Source organism: Pseudokordiimonas caeni, assembly GCF_026719705.1.
Lineage (GTDB): Bacteria > Pseudomonadota > Alphaproteobacteria > Sphingomonadales > Kordiimonadaceae > Gimibacter > Gimibacter caeni.
The window spans coordinates 959241-978198 of sequence record NZ_JAPPRR010000001.1; the positions used below are offsets into that span (position 1 = coordinate 959241).

General features: G+C 60.5%; 20 protein-coding genes. 14 read left to right on the forward strand and 6 right to left on the reverse strand.

Annotated elements, in window-relative coordinates:
• Positions 1-64 precede the first annotated feature (64 nt).
• The 3 genes from phaP to OU694_RS04340 all read left to right on the forward strand — a co-directional run bounded on the left by phaP (position 65) and on the right by OU694_RS04340 (position 2866).
• Entirely contained in the window at positions 65-526 is a 462-nt protein-coding gene (gene phaP, locus OU694_RS04330; protein WP_308909746.1) for a TIGR01841 family phasin, read from the forward strand.
• A 259-nt stretch (positions 527-785) separates the two neighbouring features.
• Entirely contained in the window at positions 786-2369 is a 1584-nt protein-coding gene (locus OU694_RS04335) for a peptide chain release factor 3 (RefSeq protein WP_308909747.1), read from the forward strand.
• A 77-nt stretch (positions 2370-2446) separates the two neighbouring features.
• Positions 2447-2866 (forward strand): VOC family protein, encoded by a 420-nt coding sequence (locus tag OU694_RS04340; protein WP_308909748.1) that lies wholly within the window; start codon positions 2447-2449, stop codon positions 2864-2866.
• Here OU694_RS04340 and chrA read toward each other — a convergent pair.
• Positions 2863-4143: a chromate efflux transporter gene (gene chrA, locus OU694_RS04345; RefSeq protein ID WP_373460249.1), complete on the reverse strand. Its 1281-nt coding sequence runs from the start codon at positions 4141-4143 to the stop codon at positions 2863-2865. The genes OU694_RS04340 and chrA overlap by 4 nt on opposite strands.
• Before the next feature lie 76 nt (positions 4144-4219).
• Here chrA and OU694_RS04350 point away from each other — a divergent pair, with 76 nt between their 5' ends.
• Positions 4220-5296: an SMP-30/gluconolactonase/LRE family protein gene (locus OU694_RS04350; RefSeq protein ID WP_308909750.1), complete on the forward strand. Its 1077-nt coding sequence runs from the start codon at positions 4220-4222 to the stop codon at positions 5294-5296.
• 4 nt (positions 5297-5300) lie between these two features.
• Here OU694_RS04350 and fliP read toward each other — a convergent pair whose 3' ends face one another.
• Genes fliP through OU694_RS04365 form a run of 3 tightly spaced genes read right to left on the reverse strand, consistent with a single transcriptional unit; the run spans position 5301 to position 6747 of the window.
• Complete coding sequence (gene fliP / locus OU694_RS04355; RefSeq protein ID WP_308909751.1) at positions 5301-6122, reverse strand: flagellar type III secretion system pore protein FliP; 822 nt, start codon at positions 6120-6122, stop codon at positions 5301-5303.
• Complete coding sequence (fliO, locus tag OU694_RS04360; RefSeq protein WP_308909752.1) at positions 6119-6403, reverse strand: flagellar biosynthetic protein FliO; 285 nt, start codon at positions 6401-6403, stop codon at positions 6119-6121. The genes fliP and fliO overlap by 4 nt, the downstream gene beginning before the upstream one ends.
• A complete protein-coding gene (locus OU694_RS04365) occupies positions 6400-6747 on the reverse strand; it encodes an EscU/YscU/HrcU family type III secretion system export apparatus switch protein (protein ID WP_308909753.1) in 348 nt (115 codons plus the stop codon). The genes fliO and OU694_RS04365 overlap by 4 nt, the downstream gene beginning before the upstream one ends.
• Before the next feature lie 137 nt (positions 6748-6884).
• Here OU694_RS04365 and flgB point away from each other — a divergent pair, with 137 nt between their 5' ends.
• From flgB to OU694_RS04400, 7 genes are all read left to right on the forward strand, one after another.
• Positions 6885-7313: a flagellar basal body rod protein FlgB gene (flgB, locus tag OU694_RS04370; protein WP_308909754.1), complete on the forward strand. Its 429-nt coding sequence runs from the start codon at positions 6885-6887 to the stop codon at positions 7311-7313.
• A gap of 22 nt (positions 7314-7335) precedes the next feature.
• On the forward strand, positions 7336-7743 hold the full coding sequence (flgC, locus tag OU694_RS04375; RefSeq protein WP_308909755.1) for a flagellar basal body rod protein FlgC: 408 nt from the start codon (positions 7336-7338) through the stop codon (positions 7741-7743).
• A 12-nt stretch (positions 7744-7755) separates the two neighbouring features.
• Positions 7756-8088 (forward strand): flagellar hook-basal body complex protein FliE, encoded by a 333-nt coding sequence (gene fliE, locus OU694_RS04380; protein ID WP_308909756.1) that lies wholly within the window; start codon positions 7756-7758, stop codon positions 8086-8088.
• Positions 8089-8166: 78 nt separating this feature from the next.
• Positions 8167-8433 (forward strand): flagellar biosynthesis protein FliQ, encoded by a 267-nt coding sequence (gene fliQ / locus OU694_RS04385; RefSeq protein WP_308909757.1) that lies wholly within the window; start codon positions 8167-8169, stop codon positions 8431-8433.
• A gap of 6 nt (positions 8434-8439) precedes the next feature.
• The gene (gene fliR / locus OU694_RS04390) at positions 8440-9198 is read left to right on the forward strand and encodes a flagellar biosynthetic protein FliR (protein ID WP_308909758.1); all 759 of its coding nucleotides are present in this window, start codon (positions 8440-8442) and stop codon (positions 9196-9198) included.
• Between the two features lie 3 nt (positions 9199-9201).
• Positions 9202-10293 carry a flagellar biosynthesis protein FlhB gene (gene flhB / locus OU694_RS04395; RefSeq protein WP_308909759.1) on the forward strand — a complete coding sequence of 364 codons (1092 nt, stop codon included), beginning with the start codon at positions 9202-9204 and terminating at the stop codon, positions 10291-10293.
• Positions 10294-10378: 85 nt separating this feature from the next.
• A complete protein-coding gene (locus OU694_RS04400) occupies positions 10379-12778 on the forward strand; it encodes an ATP-binding protein (RefSeq protein ID WP_308909760.1) in 2400 nt (799 codons plus the stop codon).
• A gap of 11 nt (positions 12779-12789) precedes the next feature.
• Here the strand turns inward: OU694_RS04400 and OU694_RS04405 are convergent, their stop codons facing one another.
• On the reverse strand, positions 12790-13203 hold the full coding sequence (locus tag OU694_RS04405; RefSeq protein WP_308909761.1) for a hypothetical protein: 414 nt from the start codon (positions 13201-13203) through the stop codon (positions 12790-12792).
• 179 nt (positions 13204-13382) lie between these two features.
• On the opposite strand from OU694_RS04405, the gene recA reads away from it, so the two are divergent.
• From recA to torT, 3 genes are all read left to right on the forward strand, one after another.
• Entirely contained in the window at positions 13383-14465 is a 1083-nt protein-coding gene (gene recA / locus OU694_RS04410) for a recombinase RecA (RefSeq protein WP_373460200.1), read from the forward strand.
• A gap of 188 nt (positions 14466-14653) precedes the next feature.
• Entirely contained in the window at positions 14654-17302 is a 2649-nt protein-coding gene (gene alaS / locus OU694_RS04415) for an alanine--tRNA ligase (protein ID WP_308909763.1), read from the forward strand.
• Between the two features lie 249 nt (positions 17303-17551).
• Positions 17552-18484, forward strand: coding sequence for a TMAO reductase system periplasmic protein TorT (torT, locus tag OU694_RS04420; RefSeq protein ID WP_308909764.1), 933 nt, complete (start codon positions 17552-17554; stop codon positions 18482-18484).
• A 10-nt stretch (positions 18485-18494) separates the two neighbouring features.
• Here the strand turns inward: torT and OU694_RS04425 are convergent, their stop codons facing one another.
• The gene (locus tag OU694_RS04425; RefSeq protein ID WP_308909765.1) at positions 18495-18938 is read right to left on the reverse strand and encodes a DUF6265 family protein; all 444 of its coding nucleotides are present in this window, start codon (positions 18936-18938) and stop codon (positions 18495-18497) included.
• Positions 18939-18958: the final 20 nt, after the last annotated feature.

An 18958-nucleotide genomic window follows, 5' to 3' on the forward strand; every position in this document is an offset into this window, starting at 1 on the left:
TATTTGGCTCATGAACGCTGCAACGCACCATGAACGTGGTGCCAGCGAGAAAGGAACAAAAGCCATGGCTACCAAAGCTGAAGCTAGTGTTGAGAAAAAGATCGAAGAGGCAACCGAGAAAATGACTGCTGACCTCAAAAAAGGTTTCGACGCTTTCGCGGATCTCTTCAAAACCCCGAAACTTGATGTCACCAGCGTCATCGAGTTCCAGAAGAAAAATATCGAAGCTGCCGTGGAAGCAAACAAGATTGCTTTCGAAGGCGCTAAAGCAGCTGCCCAGGCGCAGATCGACATGACCAAGGACGCCGTTGCGAAGTTCAACGACGCAGCAACCGAAGTCTTCTCGACCAAGTCGCCGGAAAGCTCGGTAACCAAAGGTTACGAAGTGGCCCAGATGATGTTCCAGTCGAACCTTAAGGGCTACCGTGAAGTGACTGACCTCGTCATCGCTTCCAACCAGAAAGCAATTGCGATCCTGCAGGCGCGTTACACCGCCGGCGTGGAAGAGCTTAAAGCTTCGGCCTAAGGGTCGACCGGAAATCAACCGGCCCGGGGTTGGATACCTCCCCTCCCTCCCCTCCCCATCTGACCTCGGGCCAGTTGATCGTTCCTGAAAAGGAACCCAGGTTGAAACCGGATGACCTCCCCTCGGTCGTCCGGTTTTCCTTTTGGGGCAGGGCGCCCGTCCGCGGGCACATTTTCCTTGGCATTTGACGAGAAAACGCTAGTGTGCGCCCCGAATTGACGCGCGCCCGAGGGCCGCTTTCTGATGTACCGGAACGATCATGGCCTTTGACCAGGAAATCGAACGGCGCCGCACTTTCGCGATCATCTCGCACCCGGACGCCGGTAAAACCACCCTGACCGAGAAACTCCTGCTGTTCGGGGGTGCGATCCAGCTTGCCGGCGAAGTGAAGGCACGCGGCGATCGCCGCCGGGCGCGCTCCGACTGGATGAAGGTGGAGCAGGAACGCGGCATTTCCGTCGCGTCGTCGGTGATGACCTTCGATTATGAAGGCCATACCTTCAACCTCCTCGACACGCCGGGCCACGAGGATTTCTCGGAAGATACTTACCGGACGCTTTCGGCCGTCGACAGTGCCGTGATGGTGCTTGACGCGGCCAAGGGTATCGAGACCCAGACTCGCAAGCTTTTTGAAGTGTGCCGCCTGCGCGACATGCCGATTGCCACCTTCATCAACAAGATGGACCGCGAAGCCCGCGACCCGTTCGACCTGATCGATGAAGTGGAACAGAAGCTGGCGCTCGATGTGACGCCCGCCAGCTGGCCCATCGGCATGGGCCGCGATTTCCTAGGCTGTTATGACCTTCTGAACGACCAGCTCGTGCTTTTTGATCGCGGCAAGGGCGACGTTCTCACCGAAAGCATCCAGTGTTCGGGTCTTGATGATCCGAAACTTGCAGAACTGCTGCCCGATCATGCGCTTGAGAAGCTGAAAACGGATATCGAGATGGTGCGCGCGCTTTGCAAGCCGTTTGATATCCAGGCTTATCTCGAAGGGCATCTGACGCCGGTCTTCTTCGGCTCCGCCATCAACAACTTCGGTGTTCGCGAGTTGCTCGCCGCCATTGGCAAGCATGCGCCGAGTCCGCGTCCCGGCAAGGCGCTGGAACGCAGTGTGGCGCCGACCGAAGAAGCGATGAGCGGTTTCGTGTTCAAGATCCAGGCGAACATGGATCCGAAGCACCGGGACCGGATCGCCTTCCTGCGCATCGTTTCGGGCCGCTTCCGCAAGGGTATAAAGGCCAAGCATGTTCGCTCTGGCAAGATCATGGCGATCCACAATGCCCAGCTTTTCCTCGCGCAGGACCGCGAGGTCGCCGAGGAAGCCTTCGCGGGTGACATCATCGGTATCCCGAACCACGGCAACTTGCGTATCGGCGACACGCTCACCGAGGGCGAGATCATCCGCTACACCGGCGTGCCGTCGTTCGCGCCGGAAATCCTGCAAAAGGTCCGCTCGGAAGACCCGATGAAGGCGAAGCATCTTGGCCGCGCGCTTGAGCAGCTTGCGGAGGAGGGGGCTGCGCGCGTCTTCAAGCCGAACCTTGGCAGCGACTGGGTGGTGGGCGTTGTCGGCCCCCTGCAGTTCGATGTGCTGGCTGACCGGATCCGCACTGAGTATCAGCTGCCGGTGAAGTTCGAGGCGACAACGCTGATGACCGCCGAATGGGTGGACGGTGACCCGCGCGAGGTGAAGAAGTTCGTCGATGCCAACCGCGCCTCGATGGCGGTGGATCATGCCGGTGCGCCCGTTTATCTCGCGCGCAACAGCTGGCATCTCGACAAGGCGAAGGATGATTTCCCGACCCTGCGCTTCCTGAAGACGAAGGAAGAAGTCTACTAAGTCTTGTGTGGCGGCTGCACTGCCGTCACACTGGTTTCAGTTCGGAGTTCCGCCTGCCAGAAAATTGGGGGATTCTGATGGAACCGCAAAAGGGCAAGGTGATCGGCATTGGCGGTGTCTTTGTAAAGTGCAAGGACCCGGATGCGACAGTCGCCTGGTACAAGAAACATCTGGGCATCCCGTTCGATGGTTACGGCGCCAGTTTCCCGTTCCGGGAAGGTGGCGGCGCTGACGCCCAAGGCTATTCGGTGTGGGGGCCTTTCAAGGCCGACACCGAATATATGAAGCCGTCCGCCAAGGACTTCATGATCAATTTCCGGGTCGATGATCTGGACGCGATCCTGAAACGCCTGAAGGCCGAAGGCGTCCAGCAGGTTGATGATATCGTCGACGAGCCCTATGGCCGCTTCGCCTGGATCATGGACCCGGACGGCATAAAGATCGAGCTGTGGCAACAGATCGGCCCGCCGCCTCCGCCGCCGTCGGGAGACGCCTAGGTCACAAGATGCAGGGCGGTTCCGGCAATCGCCCCCAGAACCACAATGCGCGGTGCGCTCCAGCCCTTGCGTTCCATCAGCCACAAGGCGATGGCAGCGAGAGCCAGGGCAGCAATGTCTACCTGTGCTTCGGGCATGAAGGTGTGCGGGCCAAGGGTGAGCGCAAGGCTGCCGATAACCCCGACAACCGCCGCGGTGACCGCCTTCAACGGCGCGGCGATGCTGGGCAGGTGGCGGGTTGCCTCCACATAGGGGGCGCCCGCGAAGATGAACAGGAAGGACGGCAGGAAGGTCATCCAGGTGACAATGAGTGCGGCCAGCCAGCCTGAAAGGGCTGCGGGGCCTTCGCCGCTTTGAAAGCCGCCGACAAAGGCGACGAAGGTGACGACCATGATCAGCGGGCCCGGTGTGGCTTCGCCGAGCGCGAGGCCGTCCATCATCTGTGGCCGGCTGATCCATCCATGGGCCGTGACGGCAGCCTGATCCACATAAGGCAGCACCGCATAGGCACCGCCGAAGGTCAGGAGGGCAGCTTTCGTAAAGAAAAGCCCCATTTCGGCAAGGGTGGAACCCGTGCCGACCGTAAACACCACCAGCGCCATCGGAAGCAGCCATAGCACGAGGCCCGCCGCGAGAACGGGCCATAGTGCCGACCGCGTGTGATTTGCCGGATCGGGTGCCGCTGTGGCGGTAGTGATCTTGCCGGCCTTACGCTGGTGGGCGATCCAGCCGGCCAGTGCCGCACCGCCGACGACCAGCGGAAAGGGCAGGTGGAGGACGGCAAGCGAAAGGAAGGCAGCAACTGCGATGCAGGCAAGGAAAGGCGTGGCGAGCGTCTTGCGCCCCATCTTGAGGGCCGCGTGCACGATGATGGCGACGACAGCCGGTTTCAGGCCGTAAAGGAGTGCCGCAACCGCCGGAAGGCTGCCGAATTCCATATAGACCCAAGCGAGCCCGGCGAGGAGGAAGAAGGACGGCAGGATGAACAGGAGCCCGGCCGCCAGCCCGCCCTTAACCCCGTGCATCAGCCAACCGAGATAGGTGGCAAGCTGTTGTGCCTCTGGCCCCGGCAGCAGCATGCAATAATTCAGTGCGTGCAGGAAATGCGCTTCATCGACCCAGCGCCGCCGGGTCACTATCTCGTCATGCATGATGGCGATTTGCCCGGCGGGCCCGCCGAAGCTGATGAAGCCAAGCTTGGCCCAGAAGCGCAGGGCCTGACCGAAAGGAACGGCGGTATTTGCCGCTAGCGCCGAAATTTCCTTGTCTGCTTCCATAATGCCCGCGCACTTGTCCTTGACCCCACCTTTGTCGCAGGCACAATAGCCACTTGGCAAGAGGAGGGGGAACTCCATGAAGCTGCATCATTTTCTCGTCGCCTTCGCGGCGCTTATTCTGGCGTTCATCGTTTGGCCGTCGCCCATCGCGCCGGAAGCTTACGATCCGCCGGCCGATCCCGGCTTTACCGGCCCCTATGCGCTGAATGACGCGCTTCAGTTTGCCGAAGTGCTGCCGCTGAAGGACGGCGCTGGCCCCGAGGATGTGGCGGTGGACGGCGAGGGCCGGATCTATGGCGGCCTGCAGGATGGCCGGATCGTTCGCCTGTCGGCGGATGGTAAGGCACAGGAAACCTTTGCGACTATCGAAGGTGGCCGTCCGCTCGGCCTCGCGTTCGATGCAGCGGGCAACCTGATCGTCGCCGATGCCTACAAGGGGCTGGTGAGCGTCGCGCCCGATGGCTCATGGTCGGTGCTGACAGATAGCGTGGACGGCAAGCGCTACGGCTTCACCGATGACCTGGATATCGCCTCGGACGGCAAAATCTATTTCTCGGACGCCAGCGACCTGCATGGGCAGCGCCATTACCGGCTCGATCTTCTGGAAGCCATGCCGCGTGGCCGGCTGATTGTTTATGATCCGGCAGCAGGCGAAGCGAAGCTCTTGCTCGACGGGCTTTATTTCGCGAACGGCATCGCGCTTTCACAGAATGAAGACTTCGTGCTTGTCAATGAAACCGGTCGCTATCGTATCACCCGTTACTGGCTGAAGGGCGACAAGGCGGGCACGTCCGATATCTTCATCGATAACCTGCCGGGCTTCCCGGATGGCGTTTCGGCCAACCGCAAGGGTACTTTCTGGCTGGCGCTGGCCTCGCCCCGCAACCCGATGCTGGACAAGGTGCACCCCAAGCCCTGGGCCAAGGCGCTGCTCGCCAAGCTGCCGGCATCCTTGCAGCCGTCGGCGATCCGTCACGGCATGGTCGTCGGGCTCAATGAGGACGGCAAGGTGATTGCCATGCTGCATGACCCCGAAGGCAAGCATCTTTACATGATCACGTCGGTCGAAGAGGCTGGCGGCTATCTGTATCTCGGCAGTCTTGAAGCGCCGCAGATCGGGCGGATCGCGCCGCCACGGCCCTTCAATATGTGATCCGCTAACCCGTCACAGGTGGCAGGGGGGCGGTCCCGAAGCTCTGGATCAGGGATCCGGCGACGAGCCCCCAGCCATCGACAAGCACGAAAAAGATCAGCTTGAAGGGCAGGGCGATCATTACCGGTGGCAGCATCATCATGCCCATCGACATCAGGATCGACGCGACCACCATATCAAGCACGATGAAGGGCACGAACAGCAGGAAGCCAATTTCGAACGCGCGCCGAAGCTCGCTGATCATGAAGGCAGGGAGCAGCGTGGTCAGCGGTACATCTTCAGCCCGTTCAGCCGGCTCCGCGTTCGCGAGGCTCTGGAACAGGCCAAGGTCTTCTTCCCGCACCTGCGCCAGCATGAAGGCCCGAAGGGGCACGATGGCACGGTTGAAGGCTTCGCGCTCGTCGATTTCCTCATTCATCAGGGGCTGGATGCCGGTGTCGTACATGGCGTTGAAAGTGGGTGCCATCACATAGCCGGTCATGAAAAGTGCCAGCGAAATCAATACGATATTCGGCGGGGTACTTTGTGTGCCAAGGGCGCTGCGGAGAAGCGACAGCACCACGATCATGCGGGTAAAACTCGTCGTCATCACCAGAATGCTGGGGGCGAGGCTGAGGATCGTGATCAGCAGGATCATCTGCACGACACGGCCGGAAAGCGAGCCTTCCTGACCGAGATCGATGCTCAGCGACTGGGCGGCGGCTTCGGGCGCGATCAGGAAGATGCTTGAAAGGGCGGCGACACAAAGCCCGGCAATAGCCAGCGGCTTCAGCCACGATTTGAAGCCTTCGATCAGCAGTTCTCGGCGGGTCGGGGTGTCGGTCACGCTTTGGCCTCGTCCTTGGTCGCGCCTTCGCGGCGGTCGATCAGGCGAAGGCCTTCCGCCCCCGCGCCGACAAGATAGTCCGCGCCGTTCCAGCGCACAAGCACCAGCCGGTTGCGGGCGTCAAGCGGGCGGACCTCGAGGATTTCAATCTCCTTCGTCCGGCGCGGAACTACCGGCTGGCCGGGCACAAGGCCGAAGCGGCGCGCCCCCCACGCGATGAGCGCGATAAGGGCAAGGACGAAAAGAAGGGCAACAAACGCGCCGAGCATCTCACCGATCATGATTGGCCTTTGTCTTGCGCGGGCATGGTTGTGCCGGCGGGCGGGTTATCTTCGGGCTCGCCGGCAAGGCGGCGGTTTTCCTGATAGACCCGGTCGAGAATGAGGGAAACGGCATGCAGGGCTTCAAGCGGCACGGGGCTTTCGACCTCGAACTGTTCAAGAATATCGGTCAGCTCGCTATCCTGACGCACCTTCACGCCTTCGGCGAAGGCGATATCGAGGATGCGTTCGGCATTGAAGCCCTTGCCCTTGGCGACAATCTTCGGGGTACCGCCGGACGCGCGTTCACCGTCGATCGCCACCGCTTTCGTCGAGGGCGTTTTCAACTGGTCCGCTTCTTGCAAAGTCTTATCCTGCATAAGCCTATTGAGCGGCGAAACGGCAAAAATTGCAAGAACAAGCTCAAAGGCGGTTTTGGTGAGAAGAGGCAGAAGCCGGATATGAGGCGGAAACGCCAGCCGGTAGAAAGCAGAGACAAGACATGGACTTGAACCAGATTCCAATCATGGGCGCGCTCAAGGAGCGGATGCGCTGGCTCAACGAGAACCAGAGCGTGATCGCCGAGAATGTGGCCAATGCCGATACGCCGGGCTACCGCGCCCGCAAGCTCGAGCAGCAGGACTTCTCGTCCCTGGTGGAAAAATTTGCCGGGGACAAGGAAGTATCTGCCCCGCGCGGTACCGCCATGCTGCGCACCGATCCCCGCCATATGAGCCCGACCGGTGCCGTGGAAGGCGAGTTCAAGACCGTGAAAGACAAGAATATGGAAGAAGACCCCGATGGCAGCGCGGTCGTCCTCGAGGAAGAGATGGCCCGTATGGCCGACAACCAGATGCAATACGGCCTCGCGGTCAATCTCTACCGCAAGAATATCGGGCTGATGAAAAAAGCCCTCGGCAAAGCGCAATAACGGATAGGCAAGGAGACAGACGATGGACCTCAACACCGCCATGAAAGTTTCCGCATCCGGGCTGCACGCCCAGTCCGTGCGGATGCGTGTGATTGCCGAAAACCTCGCCAACCAGGATTCGGTGGCTGACGTTGCAGGTGGCGCACCGTACCGCCGCAAGCTCGTTACTTTCGCGAACGAGATGGACCGGGCTATGGGCGTAAACCTTGTGAGCCCCGGCCGCGTGCAGTATGATCAGTCGGAATTCGGTTTGCAGTACGATCCGGGCCATCCGGCTGCCAACGATGCCGGTTATATCCAGACGACCAACGTCAACGGCCTTGTCGAGGCTATGGATATGTCCCAGGCCCAGCGGTCGTACCAGTCGAACCTCAACGCGCTCGAGACCAGCCGTCGCATGGCCTCGCTGACGCTGGATCTGCTGCGCTAGGAGTCCTGAGCCATGGATATCAAGCAACTTGACGCAATGAATGCCTATGCCCAGGCAGCCCGTACCGGCACGTCCGGGCTCACGGGCCGCGACGGGGATGACGGCCTTTCGGCCATCGGCGCGCAGGGTTCGGCCTTCGGTTCGATGGTCGATGGCGTGATCGGCGACGTTGCCAAGACGTCCGGCTCCATGGAAACCGTTGGTGTCCAGTCGCTGGTCAACCAGGCTGATCTCGTGGATGTGGTCACCGCCGTTTCGAACGCTGAAATGGTGGTCGACACGGTCGTCACGGTGCGCGATAAAGTGTTGAACGCTTACAACGAAATCCTGAAGATGCCGATCTGATCCCGCGTTGCCGGCCGGCAGCTTCGGGTGGCATCATCCGGGCTACGGCTGATGTGCAGCAAGAAGGGGGATCAAACGATGACAGGACCGGACGTATTGGATGTGGCGCGCGACGCCATGACCACGCTTCTTATCCTCATCGCGCCTGTTCTCAGCATCGGCCTTTTCATCGGCCTGACGATCGCCTTTTTCCAGGCCGTTACCCAGATCAACGAAATGACGCTGACCTTTGTCCCGAAGATCATTGCGGTCTTCACGGGGCTGTTGTTCCTGATGCCGATGATGGGCCGTCAATTGAGTGGCCTGATGGAGCGCATCGCCGACCGCATCATCGCGGGCGGGTAGCGGCACATGCTTGATGATGTCCTGCCGGGCGAGATTTTCGGCGTCCTGCTGGTGCTCACGCGGGTTACGGCCCTTGTGATGCTGATGCCGGCGCTCGGTGATGCCTCGATCCCTGCGCAGATCAGGGTTTCCTTTGCCTTCCTCCTGTCTATCGTCGTCTATCCCGTTGTAGCGCCGCTGTTGCCGGCCATGCCGATGTCCTTCGTCGGCCTTGTGATGCTGATGCTGCACGAAAGCTTCCTTGGCATCCTGATTGCCCTCATCGTGCGCATCATGATGTCGGCGACCCATGTTGCGGGTACGATCATCGCCTACCAGTCCGGTCTTGCGGCGGCGCAGTCGTTTGATCCGACGCAGGGCACCCAGTCGGCCATCATCGGCACGTTCATGACGCTGATCAGCGTGACGCTCGTGATGGTGACGAATACTCATCATCTGATGATCATGGGCATGGTGAACAGCTACACGCGCTTCCCGGCGAACGATGTGGTGGCCGTGGCCGATTTCGCGCGGGTGATCATCCATTATGTGGGCTACTCGTTCCAGATCGGGATGCAGCTCGCCGCCCCTTTCATCGTTTACGGGCTTATCTATAACGTCGGGCTTGGCCTGATCGCGCGGATGATGCCGCAGTTTCAGGTCTTCTTCATCGGGATGCCGCTCAACATCTTCCTTGGCTTCGCGCTCTTCACCATGGTGCTGGCCTCCATGATGCGCTATTTCATGGATCATCTTCAGACCGTTCTGATGCAATTCCTGGGGTAGGGCATGGCCGAGCAAGACGACAGCCAGAAGACCGAAGAGCCGACCTCCAAGAAGCTGCAGGATGCGATCGACAAGGGTGACATCGCGACCAGCCAGGAATTCAAGACCTGGTTCCTGCTTCTGGGCGCCACCTTCATCATCGTCAGCCTGTCTGACTTTCTGGTTTCCCGCATCATTGCGCCGATCACGTCATTTCTTGGCCGGACACATGAGATAGCCACCGACCAGAGCGGTATCGCCGACCCGACCTTCGAGCTGGTGTGGGAAGTGTTCCTGATTGCGCTCATTCCCATGTTCATCCTGATGATCATGGGGCTTATCGGTTCGCGCATCCAGCAGCCGCCGGTCTTCACACTGGAGAAGATCAAGCCGACGCTCGACAAGGTGTCGCCGCTCAAGGGCATCAAGAAGATCTTCTCGATGCGGACGGTGGTCGAGTTCCTGAAGATTCTTGCCAAGCTGATTGTGGTTTCCGTCGTCGTTTTCCTGATCGTATGGCCGGAGCGCGACCGGCTGGACAGCCTCGTGATGGTCGATCTTTTCGATGTCCTCAAAATCATCCAGGACATGGCAGGGCAGCTTTTCATCGGTGTGCTGATCATCCTCACCTTCATCGCGGCGGCGGACCTGGCCTACCAGCGTCACCAGCACCATAAGCAGCTGAAGATGACGAAGCAGGAAGTGAAGGACGAGCACAAGCAAACCGAAGGCGACCCGATGGTGAAGGCGCGGCTGCGTGGCATCCGCATGGAACGCGCCCGCCAGCGCATGATGTCGAACGTGCCGAACGCCGATGTGGTGATCACCAACCCGACCCACTATGCTGTTGCCCTTGAATACAAGCATGGCCAGATGGATGTGCCGAAACTGGTCGCCAAGGGGGTCGATAATGTCGCCCTCAAGATAAGGGAAATCGCTGAGGAAAACGGTGTGCCGATCGTCGAGAACCCGCCGCTTGCCCGTGCCATTCATGCGACGGTGGAGATCGACGAGGAAATCGCGCCAGACCATTACAAGGCCGTTGCCGAGGTGATCGGCTATGTGATGAAGCTCCGCCGCGCAACCGGCGGCATCGGCAAGCGCAGTGGCCGCTGAAACCGCAACAATCTTCCCGGACTTGCGCTTTCCCGTGGCCTGCCGCTAATCTGGCGCCAAAGCACGCGGGGGAGGAACGCTCATCATGGATAGCCGGTTGCCGGACCGTTCGGCCGAGACCCTGACCTACGGGGCCTCCACCGCAGGCATCAGCCTTGTGCTGATGGCGGTGGCCGGGTTGATGATGTCCGGCGGGATTGCCGCCATCGCCTATCTCCTTGGCGGGGTAGAAGGAATGGTGTTGGGCGGCGGCCTTGCGTTGACGCTTGCGGCTGCCATCGTGATCCGGCGCCTCGCGCTTCTTGATCAGCCCCGCAAGGCCATCGATTTCCTCGATCCCGAACTCGTCCGGATGCTGTGCGGCATCAACCGGCGTGCGATGCTGGTGACCGGGCTTTCCGGCGATCCGGTTTCGCTCAACTCCGCGTTTGAGCGGCTGACGGGCTCGGGTGCTGCCGGGCTGCACGACCTGATCGCGGGCGAGGCCGCCCACCGGTCGCTTGGCACGCTCGTGCGCAATGTGCGGCAAACCGGCGAGGGCTCGGGGACCTTTCCGCTCGCCTCTGATCCGGCGCAGGAAATCACCCTCCGCGGGCGGCGCACCGCGCACTATATGATCTGGGAAGTTTCGGTCGACAGCTATGAAGCGCGGCTGGATCAGGAACGCGAGCGGTTGGCGGGCTTCGCCGCCCCGCTTTTCGACCGTATCCAGGCAGGCATCGTACTTGAGGACAAGACGGGCAGGCTGATCGCCACCAACCAGACGGTGCGGGACTGGCTGGGGCTTGCATCCGATGATCCGCTGCCGGCGAGCCTGCCGCTCGATCATGAAGGGCGCCACCTGAAGATCGGTCGACGCCGCGATATGGCGGTCAGGACCGTGAGCCATGAACTGACGACGCGCGAGAAAGACAGGCATATCGGCCGCTACCGCTTCCTCATCAGCGCGGAATCGCTGCGCCAGCGTCCGGGGCGTGAAGACGGCGCGATCCTTATCGATCCGATGCTGGATACCGCCCCCGTCTCCGTTGCGGTGGCCGACCGCGCCGGCAAGGTGCGGGAGACGAACGCGACCATGAAGGGAGCCTCCATCGGGCGCGGCCTCAAGGACGGCGACAGCATCCTCAATATCGTGCACGAGGAAGACCGGACCGAACTGAAGCGTCATCTGGAACTGGCCGCCGCCAGCGAGATTTACGACCGGCCCATTGATGTGCGCTTCAATGTGCAGCCCGAACGGGTGGGGCAGATTTATTTCTCGAGCGTGGCGACCGAGAAAGAACAGCTCGCGATCCTTTATTTCCTTGATACAACACAGGAAAAGAGCCTGGAGCGGCAGTTTGTGCAGGCCCAGAAGATGCAGGCCGTGGGCCAGCTCGCCGGTGGCGTTGCACACGATTTCAACAATCTGCTGACAGCTATCCTCGGCTTCTGCGACCTTCTTCTTGTGCGGCACGATGCGGGGGACCAGTCTTTCTCCGATATCATGCAGATCAAACAGAATGCCAACCGCGCCGCTAACCTCGTGCGGCAGCTTCTGGCCTTCTCGCGCCAGCAAACCCTGCGCCCCAAGGTGCTCCTTATCACCGATATCCTGGCCGAGGTTTCAAACCTTATCCGCCGCCTGATCGGCGAGAATATCGAGCTGAAGGTGGTGCATGGCCGCGACCTGATGCCGGTGAAGGTGGACCAGGGCCAGCTGGAACAGGTGATAATCAACCTTGCCGTCAATGCGCGCGATGCGATGCCGGAAGGCGGGCGGCTTGAAATCCGCACGTCATCGATCAGTGCCGATGATCCGTTCGTGCAGAAATACGATATCGTCGAGCCCGGCGATTATGTGCTCATTGAATTCGAGGACACCGGCTGCGGCATCCCGAAGGAGGTGATTGGCAAGATTTTCGAGCCCTTCTTCACCACTAAGGAAGTTGGGCAGGGCACTGGCCTTGGCCTCGCGACCGTTTATGGCATCGTGAAGCAAACGGGTGGCTACGTATTTGTGGAATCGGAAGTGGGTGTCGGCACCACTTTCTACCTACTCCTGAAAGGCTATGCGCAGGCCGGTGAGGAAGTCGCCAAGGCACAGGTGGGCGAAGACGAGGGCCCGGCGCGGGACCTGACCGGCAAGGGGGTCATTCTGATTGTGGAGGACGAAGATCCGGTGCGGATGTTCGCCTCTCGCGCGCTCGCCAACAAGGGCTATACGATCCTCGAGGCCAACTCCGGCGAGGCGGGTCTTGAGGTCATCGAAAGCCATGACGGGCCGATCGACTTGCTGATTTCCGACGTGGTCATGCCCAATATGGACGGGCCGACGCTCGTGAAAACCGTGCGCGAAACCATGCCGCACCTGCCAGTCATCTTTGTCTCCGGCTACGCCGAGGATGTGTTCCGCCAGAATCTCGAGGCCGAAGACTTCCATTTCCTGCCGAAACCCTTCTCGCTCAAGGATTTGGCCGAGAAGGTGAAGTCCATTCTGGGCTAACTTCTGTTGCGCTAGGCGATCTTCCCCATCAGCCAAATCAGATTGGCTGCGATGAGTGCGACGGTGAAGCTGAAGGCTATGCTTGGCCACGGGCTTGTCAGCTGCCATGAAGCGAAAAGATAGGGAAGGGCAAGTGTGCTAGCAGAGAATATTGACGCGACAATCGCGGCTGCCAAAATAAACCATATCCAATTAAGGCCTGCGGACAATGGGAATGCGTGCAATATTCTGACGCCTGTCACCAGCCCGATAAAAATCAGAACGATCAATCGAACAGTTTCTTGGATGGAGGATACCTCCCCGAAGAAGTTCTGCCAGAGAAGCCATGCGATTGGTGCAAGCAAAATAGTGTGCAGCAGCGCGGCACCGATAGTGAAACGCCATGAAGGCTTGTTGCTGGGTTCTTCGGTGTCCGACGATATCATCGTCACCCCCGGTAGGTCGAAACGATGGCTAAATTCTTCCTGTGATTGACCAAAGTGTCAATTGGATAGGGTAAATATGTTGGTACAAAAATAGAACAAACCATATTGCGTAACGAGAACAAACATGGTACGAATGCCGCATTGCAAGCATATTCAGCCTGTGGAATAAGGGGGCTCTCATGGCAATGCCGGAACTGCAACTCGTTAAAGGAAACTCAGTGGACAAGTCCAAAGCGCTAGAAGCCGCCCTCAGCCAGATCGACCGTGCGTTCGGCAAGGGCTCCGTGATGAAGCTCGGCCAGAAGGGAACGGCTATCGAGATCGAATCGATCTCTACCGGTTCCTTGGGTCTTGATATCGCGCTTGGGATCGGCGGCCTGCCTAAAGGCCGTATCGTTGAGATTTACGGGCCGGAAAGTTCGGGTAAAACGACGCTCGCGCTGCATGCCGTGGCTGAATGCCAGAAAAAGGGCGGTACTGCTGCTTTCGTGGATGCGGAACACGCGCTGGACCCCGTTTATGCCCGCAAGCTGGGTGTGGACCTGAACGAGCTTCTCGTCAGCCAGCCGGACACGGGTGAACAGGCGCTTGAAATTGCCGACACGCTCGTTCGCTCGGGCGCCGTTGATATCCTCGTTGTTGACTCGGTAGCGGCTCTTACACCGCGCGCCGAACTTGAAGGCGAGATGGGCGACAGCCACGTGGGCCTGCAAGCTCGCCTGATGAGCCAGGCGCTTCGTAAGCTGACGGCCTCGATCTCGCGCTCGAACGCGATTGTCATCTTCATCAACCAGATCCGTATGAAAATCGGTGTGATGTACGGCAGCCCGGAAACCACCACGGGCGGCAACGCGCTCAAATTCTATGCGTCCGTTCGTCTTGATATCCGCCGTGTTGGCCAGATCAAGGACAAGGAAGATATCGTCGGCAACACGACCCGCGTGAAAGTGGTGAAAAACAAGGTTGCCCCGCCGTTCAAGCAGGTCGAGTTCGATATCATGTATGGCGAAGGCGTTTCCAAGAATGGCGAAATCCTCGACCTGGGCGTCAAGGCCGGTGTCGTGGAGAAATCGGGGTCCTGGTACAGCTATTCCAGCCAGCGCATCGGGCAGGGCCGCGAAAATGCCAAGAAATTCCTCGCCGACAATCCGGATGTGGCCGCCGATATCGAACGGGTGATCCGCCAGAATTCCGGCACCATGAATGAAGCGATGCTGACCTCGCCGGACGATGAGGACGGCGCGGAGTATAGCGACGAATAAAAGCCTGGCCCGAAGGGCACGGCAGCAGGATCAGGGGAGGGGTCGTCCGGCAGCGGGCGGCCCCGCTGCTTTTTGCGCTGTTCGCCTTCGGGGCGCGCTGGACACGGGCGCCCATGCCCGCTAAATAGGCGCTCTTGGTGTACCCATCACGGGTATGTGCCACGAACGCTAGTGACAGGAACGGCTTCATGACCGGTGTTAACGACATTCGCAAAGGGTTTCTCGACTTTTTCGGCAAGGCCGACCATACGGTCGTCGCCTCCGCGCCGCTGGTGCCGATCAACGACCCGACGCTGATGTTCACGAACGCCGGGATGGTGCCTTTCAAGAATGTCTTCACGGGCGCCGAAGTCCGCGATTACAAGCGCGCGGCCTCCAGCCAGAAATGCGTTCGCGCTGGCGGCAAGCATAACGACCTCGATAACGTCGGCTACACGGCCCGCCACCACACATTCTTCGAAATGCTCGGCAACTTCTCGTTCGGTGACTATTTCAAGGAAGGCGCCATCGAGCTTGCCTGGAACCTGATTACCAAGGATTTCGGGATCGACAAGGATCGCCTCTGCGTTACCGTTTTCCACGAGGACGAGGAAGCCGCAGGCCTCTGGCGCAAGATCGCCGGCCTGCCGGACGACCGCATCATCCGTATCGCGACCAGCGATAACTTCTGGTCAATGGGCGACACCGGCCCGTGTGGGCCCTGCTCGGAAATCTTCTACGACCACGGCGACCATATCTGGGGCGGGCGTCCCGGCACGCCGGAGGAAGACGGCGACCGTTTCGTTGAAATCTGGAACCTCGTCTTCATGCAATATGAGCAGCTGGCCTCGGGCGAGCGCATCAACCTGCCGAAACCGTCGATCGATACCGGCATGGGGCTGGAGCGTATCTCCGCCGTGATGCAGGGCGTGCATGACAATTATGATATCGATCTGTTCCGCCGCCTGATCGCCGCATCGGTTGATGCGACGGGCGCGAAAGAGGCGAAGGAAACCCGCGCCTCGCACCGCGTGATCGCCGATCACATGCGCTCGATGTCTTTCCTGATCGCGGACGGCGTGCTGCCGTCGAACGAAGGTCGCGGCTATGTGCTGCGCCGGATCATGCGCCGCGCCATGCGTCACGCCCATATGCTGGGCGCCAAGGACCTTGTGATGCACAAGATCGCGCCCACGCTTGTGGCTGAAATGGGTGCGGCCTTCCCCGAGCTTGTGCGCGCCGAAAAGCTCATTCAGGAAACCCTGAAGCTTGAAGAATCCCGCTTCCGCGCCATGCTTGAAAAAGGCATTCGCCTTCTTGACGACGAAGTCTCGAAACTCGCGTCCGGGGCGGCATTGCCGGGCGACGTGGCCTTCAAGCTTTACGATACCTACGGCTTCCCGCTGGATCTCACACAGGATGCCCTGCGCGAGCAGGACCGGACGGTTGACGTGGCGGGCTTCAATGAAGCGATGGACCGCCAGCGGGCGCAGGCGCGCGCCGCCTGGGCTGGCTCCGGCGATACAGCGACCGAAAAGGTCTGGTTTGATATTCTTGATCGCGCCGGCGCCACAGAATTCATCGGCTATACCACTGAACATGCCGAAGGTGCCGTGGTTGCCCTCGTCAGGGACGGCAAGGAAGTTGCTTCCGCCAACGCGGGTGACGAAGTGCTTGTGGTGATGAACCAGACGCCTTTCTATGGTGAATCCGGTGGCCAGATGGGCGACGCTGGCGTCATGAAGGCGGGCAGCACGGCGCTGGATGTCACGGATACCGCCAAGATGGTCGGTGCGCTGCATGCCCACCGGGCCACGGTGAAGGCTGGTAGCGTGAAGGTGGGCGACAGCCTCGATCTGGTTGTTGACGGCGACCGCCGCGCGCGTCTGCGTGCCAACCATTCGGCCACGCACCTTCTGCATGAAGCCCTGCGCCGCAAGCTCGGCGAACATGTGACGCAGAAGGGCTCGCTCGTGGCACCCGACCGTCTGCGCTTCGATATTTCGCATCCGAAACCGATCGAGGAAAGCGAGCTTCGCACCGTCGAGCAGGAAGTGAATGCCCTCATTCGCGGCAATGCCGATGTTGAAACCCGCCTTCTTTCCTATGATGACGCCATCGCGGCCGGCGCCATGGCGCTGTTCGGTGAGAAATATGGCGACGAGGTTCGCGTTGTTTCGATGGGCGACGAGCTGAAAAGCAGCCGCCCGCATTTCTCGGTGGAGCTTTGCGGCGGCACGCACGTGCGGCGGCTGGGCGACATCGGGCTGTTCGTGATCGTCTCCGAAGGCGGTGTATCGGCCGGTGTGCGCCGGATCGAGGCGCTGACGGGTGAAGCCGCCCTCAATCACCTGCTGGCGCAGCAGGCGCTGTTGAAAGAAGCAGCCGGTACACTGAAGGCGAAGGCGGAAGAACTGCCGGAACGCGTTGCTGCCTTGGTGGCTGAGAAGCGCACGCTGGAACGTGATCTGGCCGACGCCCGCAAGAAAGCCGCCCTCGGCGGTGGCGCGGCGAGCGGCCCGGCGGCGAAGGATGTGAATGGCGTCAAATTCCTTGGCAGCGTGCTTGAGGGCGTCAGCGCCAAGGACCTGCGCGGCCTTGTGGACGAAGCCAAGGGGCAGGTCGGTTCAGGCGTTGTTGCCTATGCGGTGAATGCGGACGGCAAGGCGGCCATTGCGGTCGGTGTGACGGCGGACCTGACGGGCAAGATCAACGCGGTCGATCTGGTGCGCGCTGCCACGGCAGCGGTTGGCGGGCAGGGCGGCGGCGGTCGCCCCGATATGGCGCAGGCCGGCGGCCCGAATGGCGACAAGGTGGCCGAGGCAATCGCGGCAATCGAGGCAACCCTCGCGGGCTGAAATCGTCAGTATAAATCAAATCAAGATGAAGGGGCGGCGTTCATGCTGCCCCTTTTTATTTGAAAAGATTGTTTCAAGTGCAATCGCTCGTTGACTAAGGCGAGTGAATTGCGCAGTCTTCTCATATGTATATGAGTATTGCGGGGGCAAGATGTGAAGCGCATTGGCTTTGTGACGCTTTTGCTGGCGTTGGGATTTATGATGCCAGCCGTGGGGGCAGAGGCTCGTCTTGCAGGAGGCGGGCTGAAGGTGCAGACCTTCCAGAGCGACAAGCCCGAACAGGCGGAGCGGACCGTTCGCTTCGAAGGCCCCGAAAAGGCAAGCAAGCCTTGGCGCATTTGCGCCGTTCTTCCGAATGTCAGCGACAGCTACTGGGACTGGGTCGTGGATGGCCTGCGCCAGGAAGCGGCCAGCCTTGGTGTGGAAATATCCGTCTTCGAGGCGAGCGGCTATGATGCATCGGGGCTGGAACAGCAGCGACGCCTCCTGATGTCGCGCTGCATTGGCAGCAGGTATGACGCAATCCTCATCGCCGCCATCGAGGACAGGGGCCTGCGCGAGCCGCTCGCCGCCGCCCGCGCGGCCGGCATTCCGGTTGTTGATCTGATCAACGGTTATGACGACGCCATGGTATCGGCGCATGCGATGGTCGATTTCTGGCATCTCGGCAGCCTTGCGGCAACGATGACGCGCGACATGGCAGCGAAGGGGTTCTTGCAGAAAAAGGGCAAGGCGCGGGTATTGTGGGTGCCGGGCCCGGAAATGGCCCGATGGGTGCAGTGTGGCCACAAAGGCTTCACGGAAACGCTGGCGGGCGTACCGGACATTGAGGTCGTCACGCTTTACGGACCACCGTTCGAGCGTGTGCAGGCCCAGCTCATTCGCGATGCATGGGACAAGCACGGCCCTTTCGACCTGGTGGTCGGCACGGCGCCAACGGCGGCAGCTGCGGTTTCGTTGCGCACGTCGGGCATGTTGCCCCATGACATGCCGGTTTTATCCTATTATGCCACGCCGACGGTCATGGACCTGTTCGCGCGGGGCAAGGTGATGGCAGTGGGCACCGATGAACCCATGCTGCAGGCGCGCATCGGTGTGGCGCTTGCCGTGATGCTGCTGGAAGGCACGCCTGTGCCGCGTGTGGTGGGGCCGATCCCCCGCATGGTTCATCACCCCAACTAGCCACAGGGTGTCATTCCTCGACAAGCGTCCAGGACCAGCTTGCAGCATCCGAGCCATCGGCTTTCGAAATGGTGGCGGTGAGCCTGTTGCCATCCCGTTCGTAAGCGATTTTCTGCGGATAGTCATGATCCGGCTTCAGGAACACAGCCCGGTTGGCGGAATGCTCGGCCAGTGGAAAGGCGACCGGTGCGCCCCCGCCCGGCTGGGCGATATAGGCGGCATCGACGCCTGTTGTCAGCCTGATGAATTCGAAGGCGCCTGTCTTGCCGTCCCGGAGGCTGCGGTTGACGGCGAAATAGACGCCGCCCTCGCCGTTCGTCCACATTTCCTCGCTCACCTTGCCGCCGTCTTCGCTACGCCAATGGCCGGTCAGCCAGTCGAAATCGCCGGCGAGGGCAGGGCTTACGAAAAGGAAGGCGAGGGCGGCACAAGCGGGCAACAGGCGTAGGCGCATGACGGGGCTCCGTGTTGGCA

Coding starts and splice junctions, on each gene's coding strand:
- phaP (WP_308909746.1), top strand. CDS start 65: ATGGCTACCAAAGCTGAAGCTAGTGTTGAGAAAAAGATCGAAGAGGCA.
- OU694_RS04335 (WP_308909747.1), top strand. CDS start 786: ATGGCCTTTGACCAGGAAATCGAACGGCGCCGCACTTTCGCGATCATC.
- OU694_RS04340 (WP_308909748.1), top strand. CDS start 2,447: ATGGAACCGCAAAAGGGCAAGGTGATCGGCATTGGCGGTGTCTTTGTA.
- chrA (WP_373460249.1), bottom strand. CDS start 4,143: ATGGAAGCAGACAAGGAAATTTCGGCGCTAGCGGCAAATACCGCCGTT.
- OU694_RS04350 (WP_308909750.1), top strand. CDS start 4,220: ATGAAGCTGCATCATTTTCTCGTCGCCTTCGCGGCGCTTATTCTGGCG.
- fliO (WP_308909752.1), bottom strand. CDS start 6,403: ATGATCGGTGAGATGCTCGGCGCGTTTGTTGCCCTTCTTTTCGTCCTT.
- flgB (WP_308909754.1), top strand. CDS start 6,885: ATGGACTTGAACCAGATTCCAATCATGGGCGCGCTCAAGGAGCGGATG.
- flgC (WP_308909755.1), top strand. CDS start 7,336: ATGGACCTCAACACCGCCATGAAAGTTTCCGCATCCGGGCTGCACGCC.
- fliE (WP_308909756.1), top strand. CDS start 7,756: ATGGATATCAAGCAACTTGACGCAATGAATGCCTATGCCCAGGCAGCC.
- fliQ (WP_308909757.1), top strand. CDS start 8,167: ATGACAGGACCGGACGTATTGGATGTGGCGCGCGACGCCATGACCACG.
- fliR (WP_308909758.1), top strand. CDS start 8,440: ATGCTTGATGATGTCCTGCCGGGCGAGATTTTCGGCGTCCTGCTGGTG.
- flhB (WP_308909759.1), top strand. CDS start 9,202: ATGGCCGAGCAAGACGACAGCCAGAAGACCGAAGAGCCGACCTCCAAG.
- OU694_RS04400 (WP_308909760.1), top strand. CDS start 10,379: ATGGATAGCCGGTTGCCGGACCGTTCGGCCGAGACCCTGACCTACGGG.
- OU694_RS04405 (WP_308909761.1), bottom strand. CDS start 13,203: ATGATATCGTCGGACACCGAAGAACCCAGCAACAAGCCTTCATGGCGT.
- recA (WP_373460200.1), top strand. CDS start 13,383: ATGGCAATGCCGGAACTGCAACTCGTTAAAGGAAACTCAGTGGACAAG.
- alaS (WP_308909763.1), top strand. CDS start 14,654: ATGACCGGTGTTAACGACATTCGCAAAGGGTTTCTCGACTTTTTCGGC.
- OU694_RS04425 (WP_308909765.1), bottom strand. CDS start 18,938: ATGCGCCTACGCCTGTTGCCCGCTTGTGCCGCCCTCGCCTTCCTTTTC.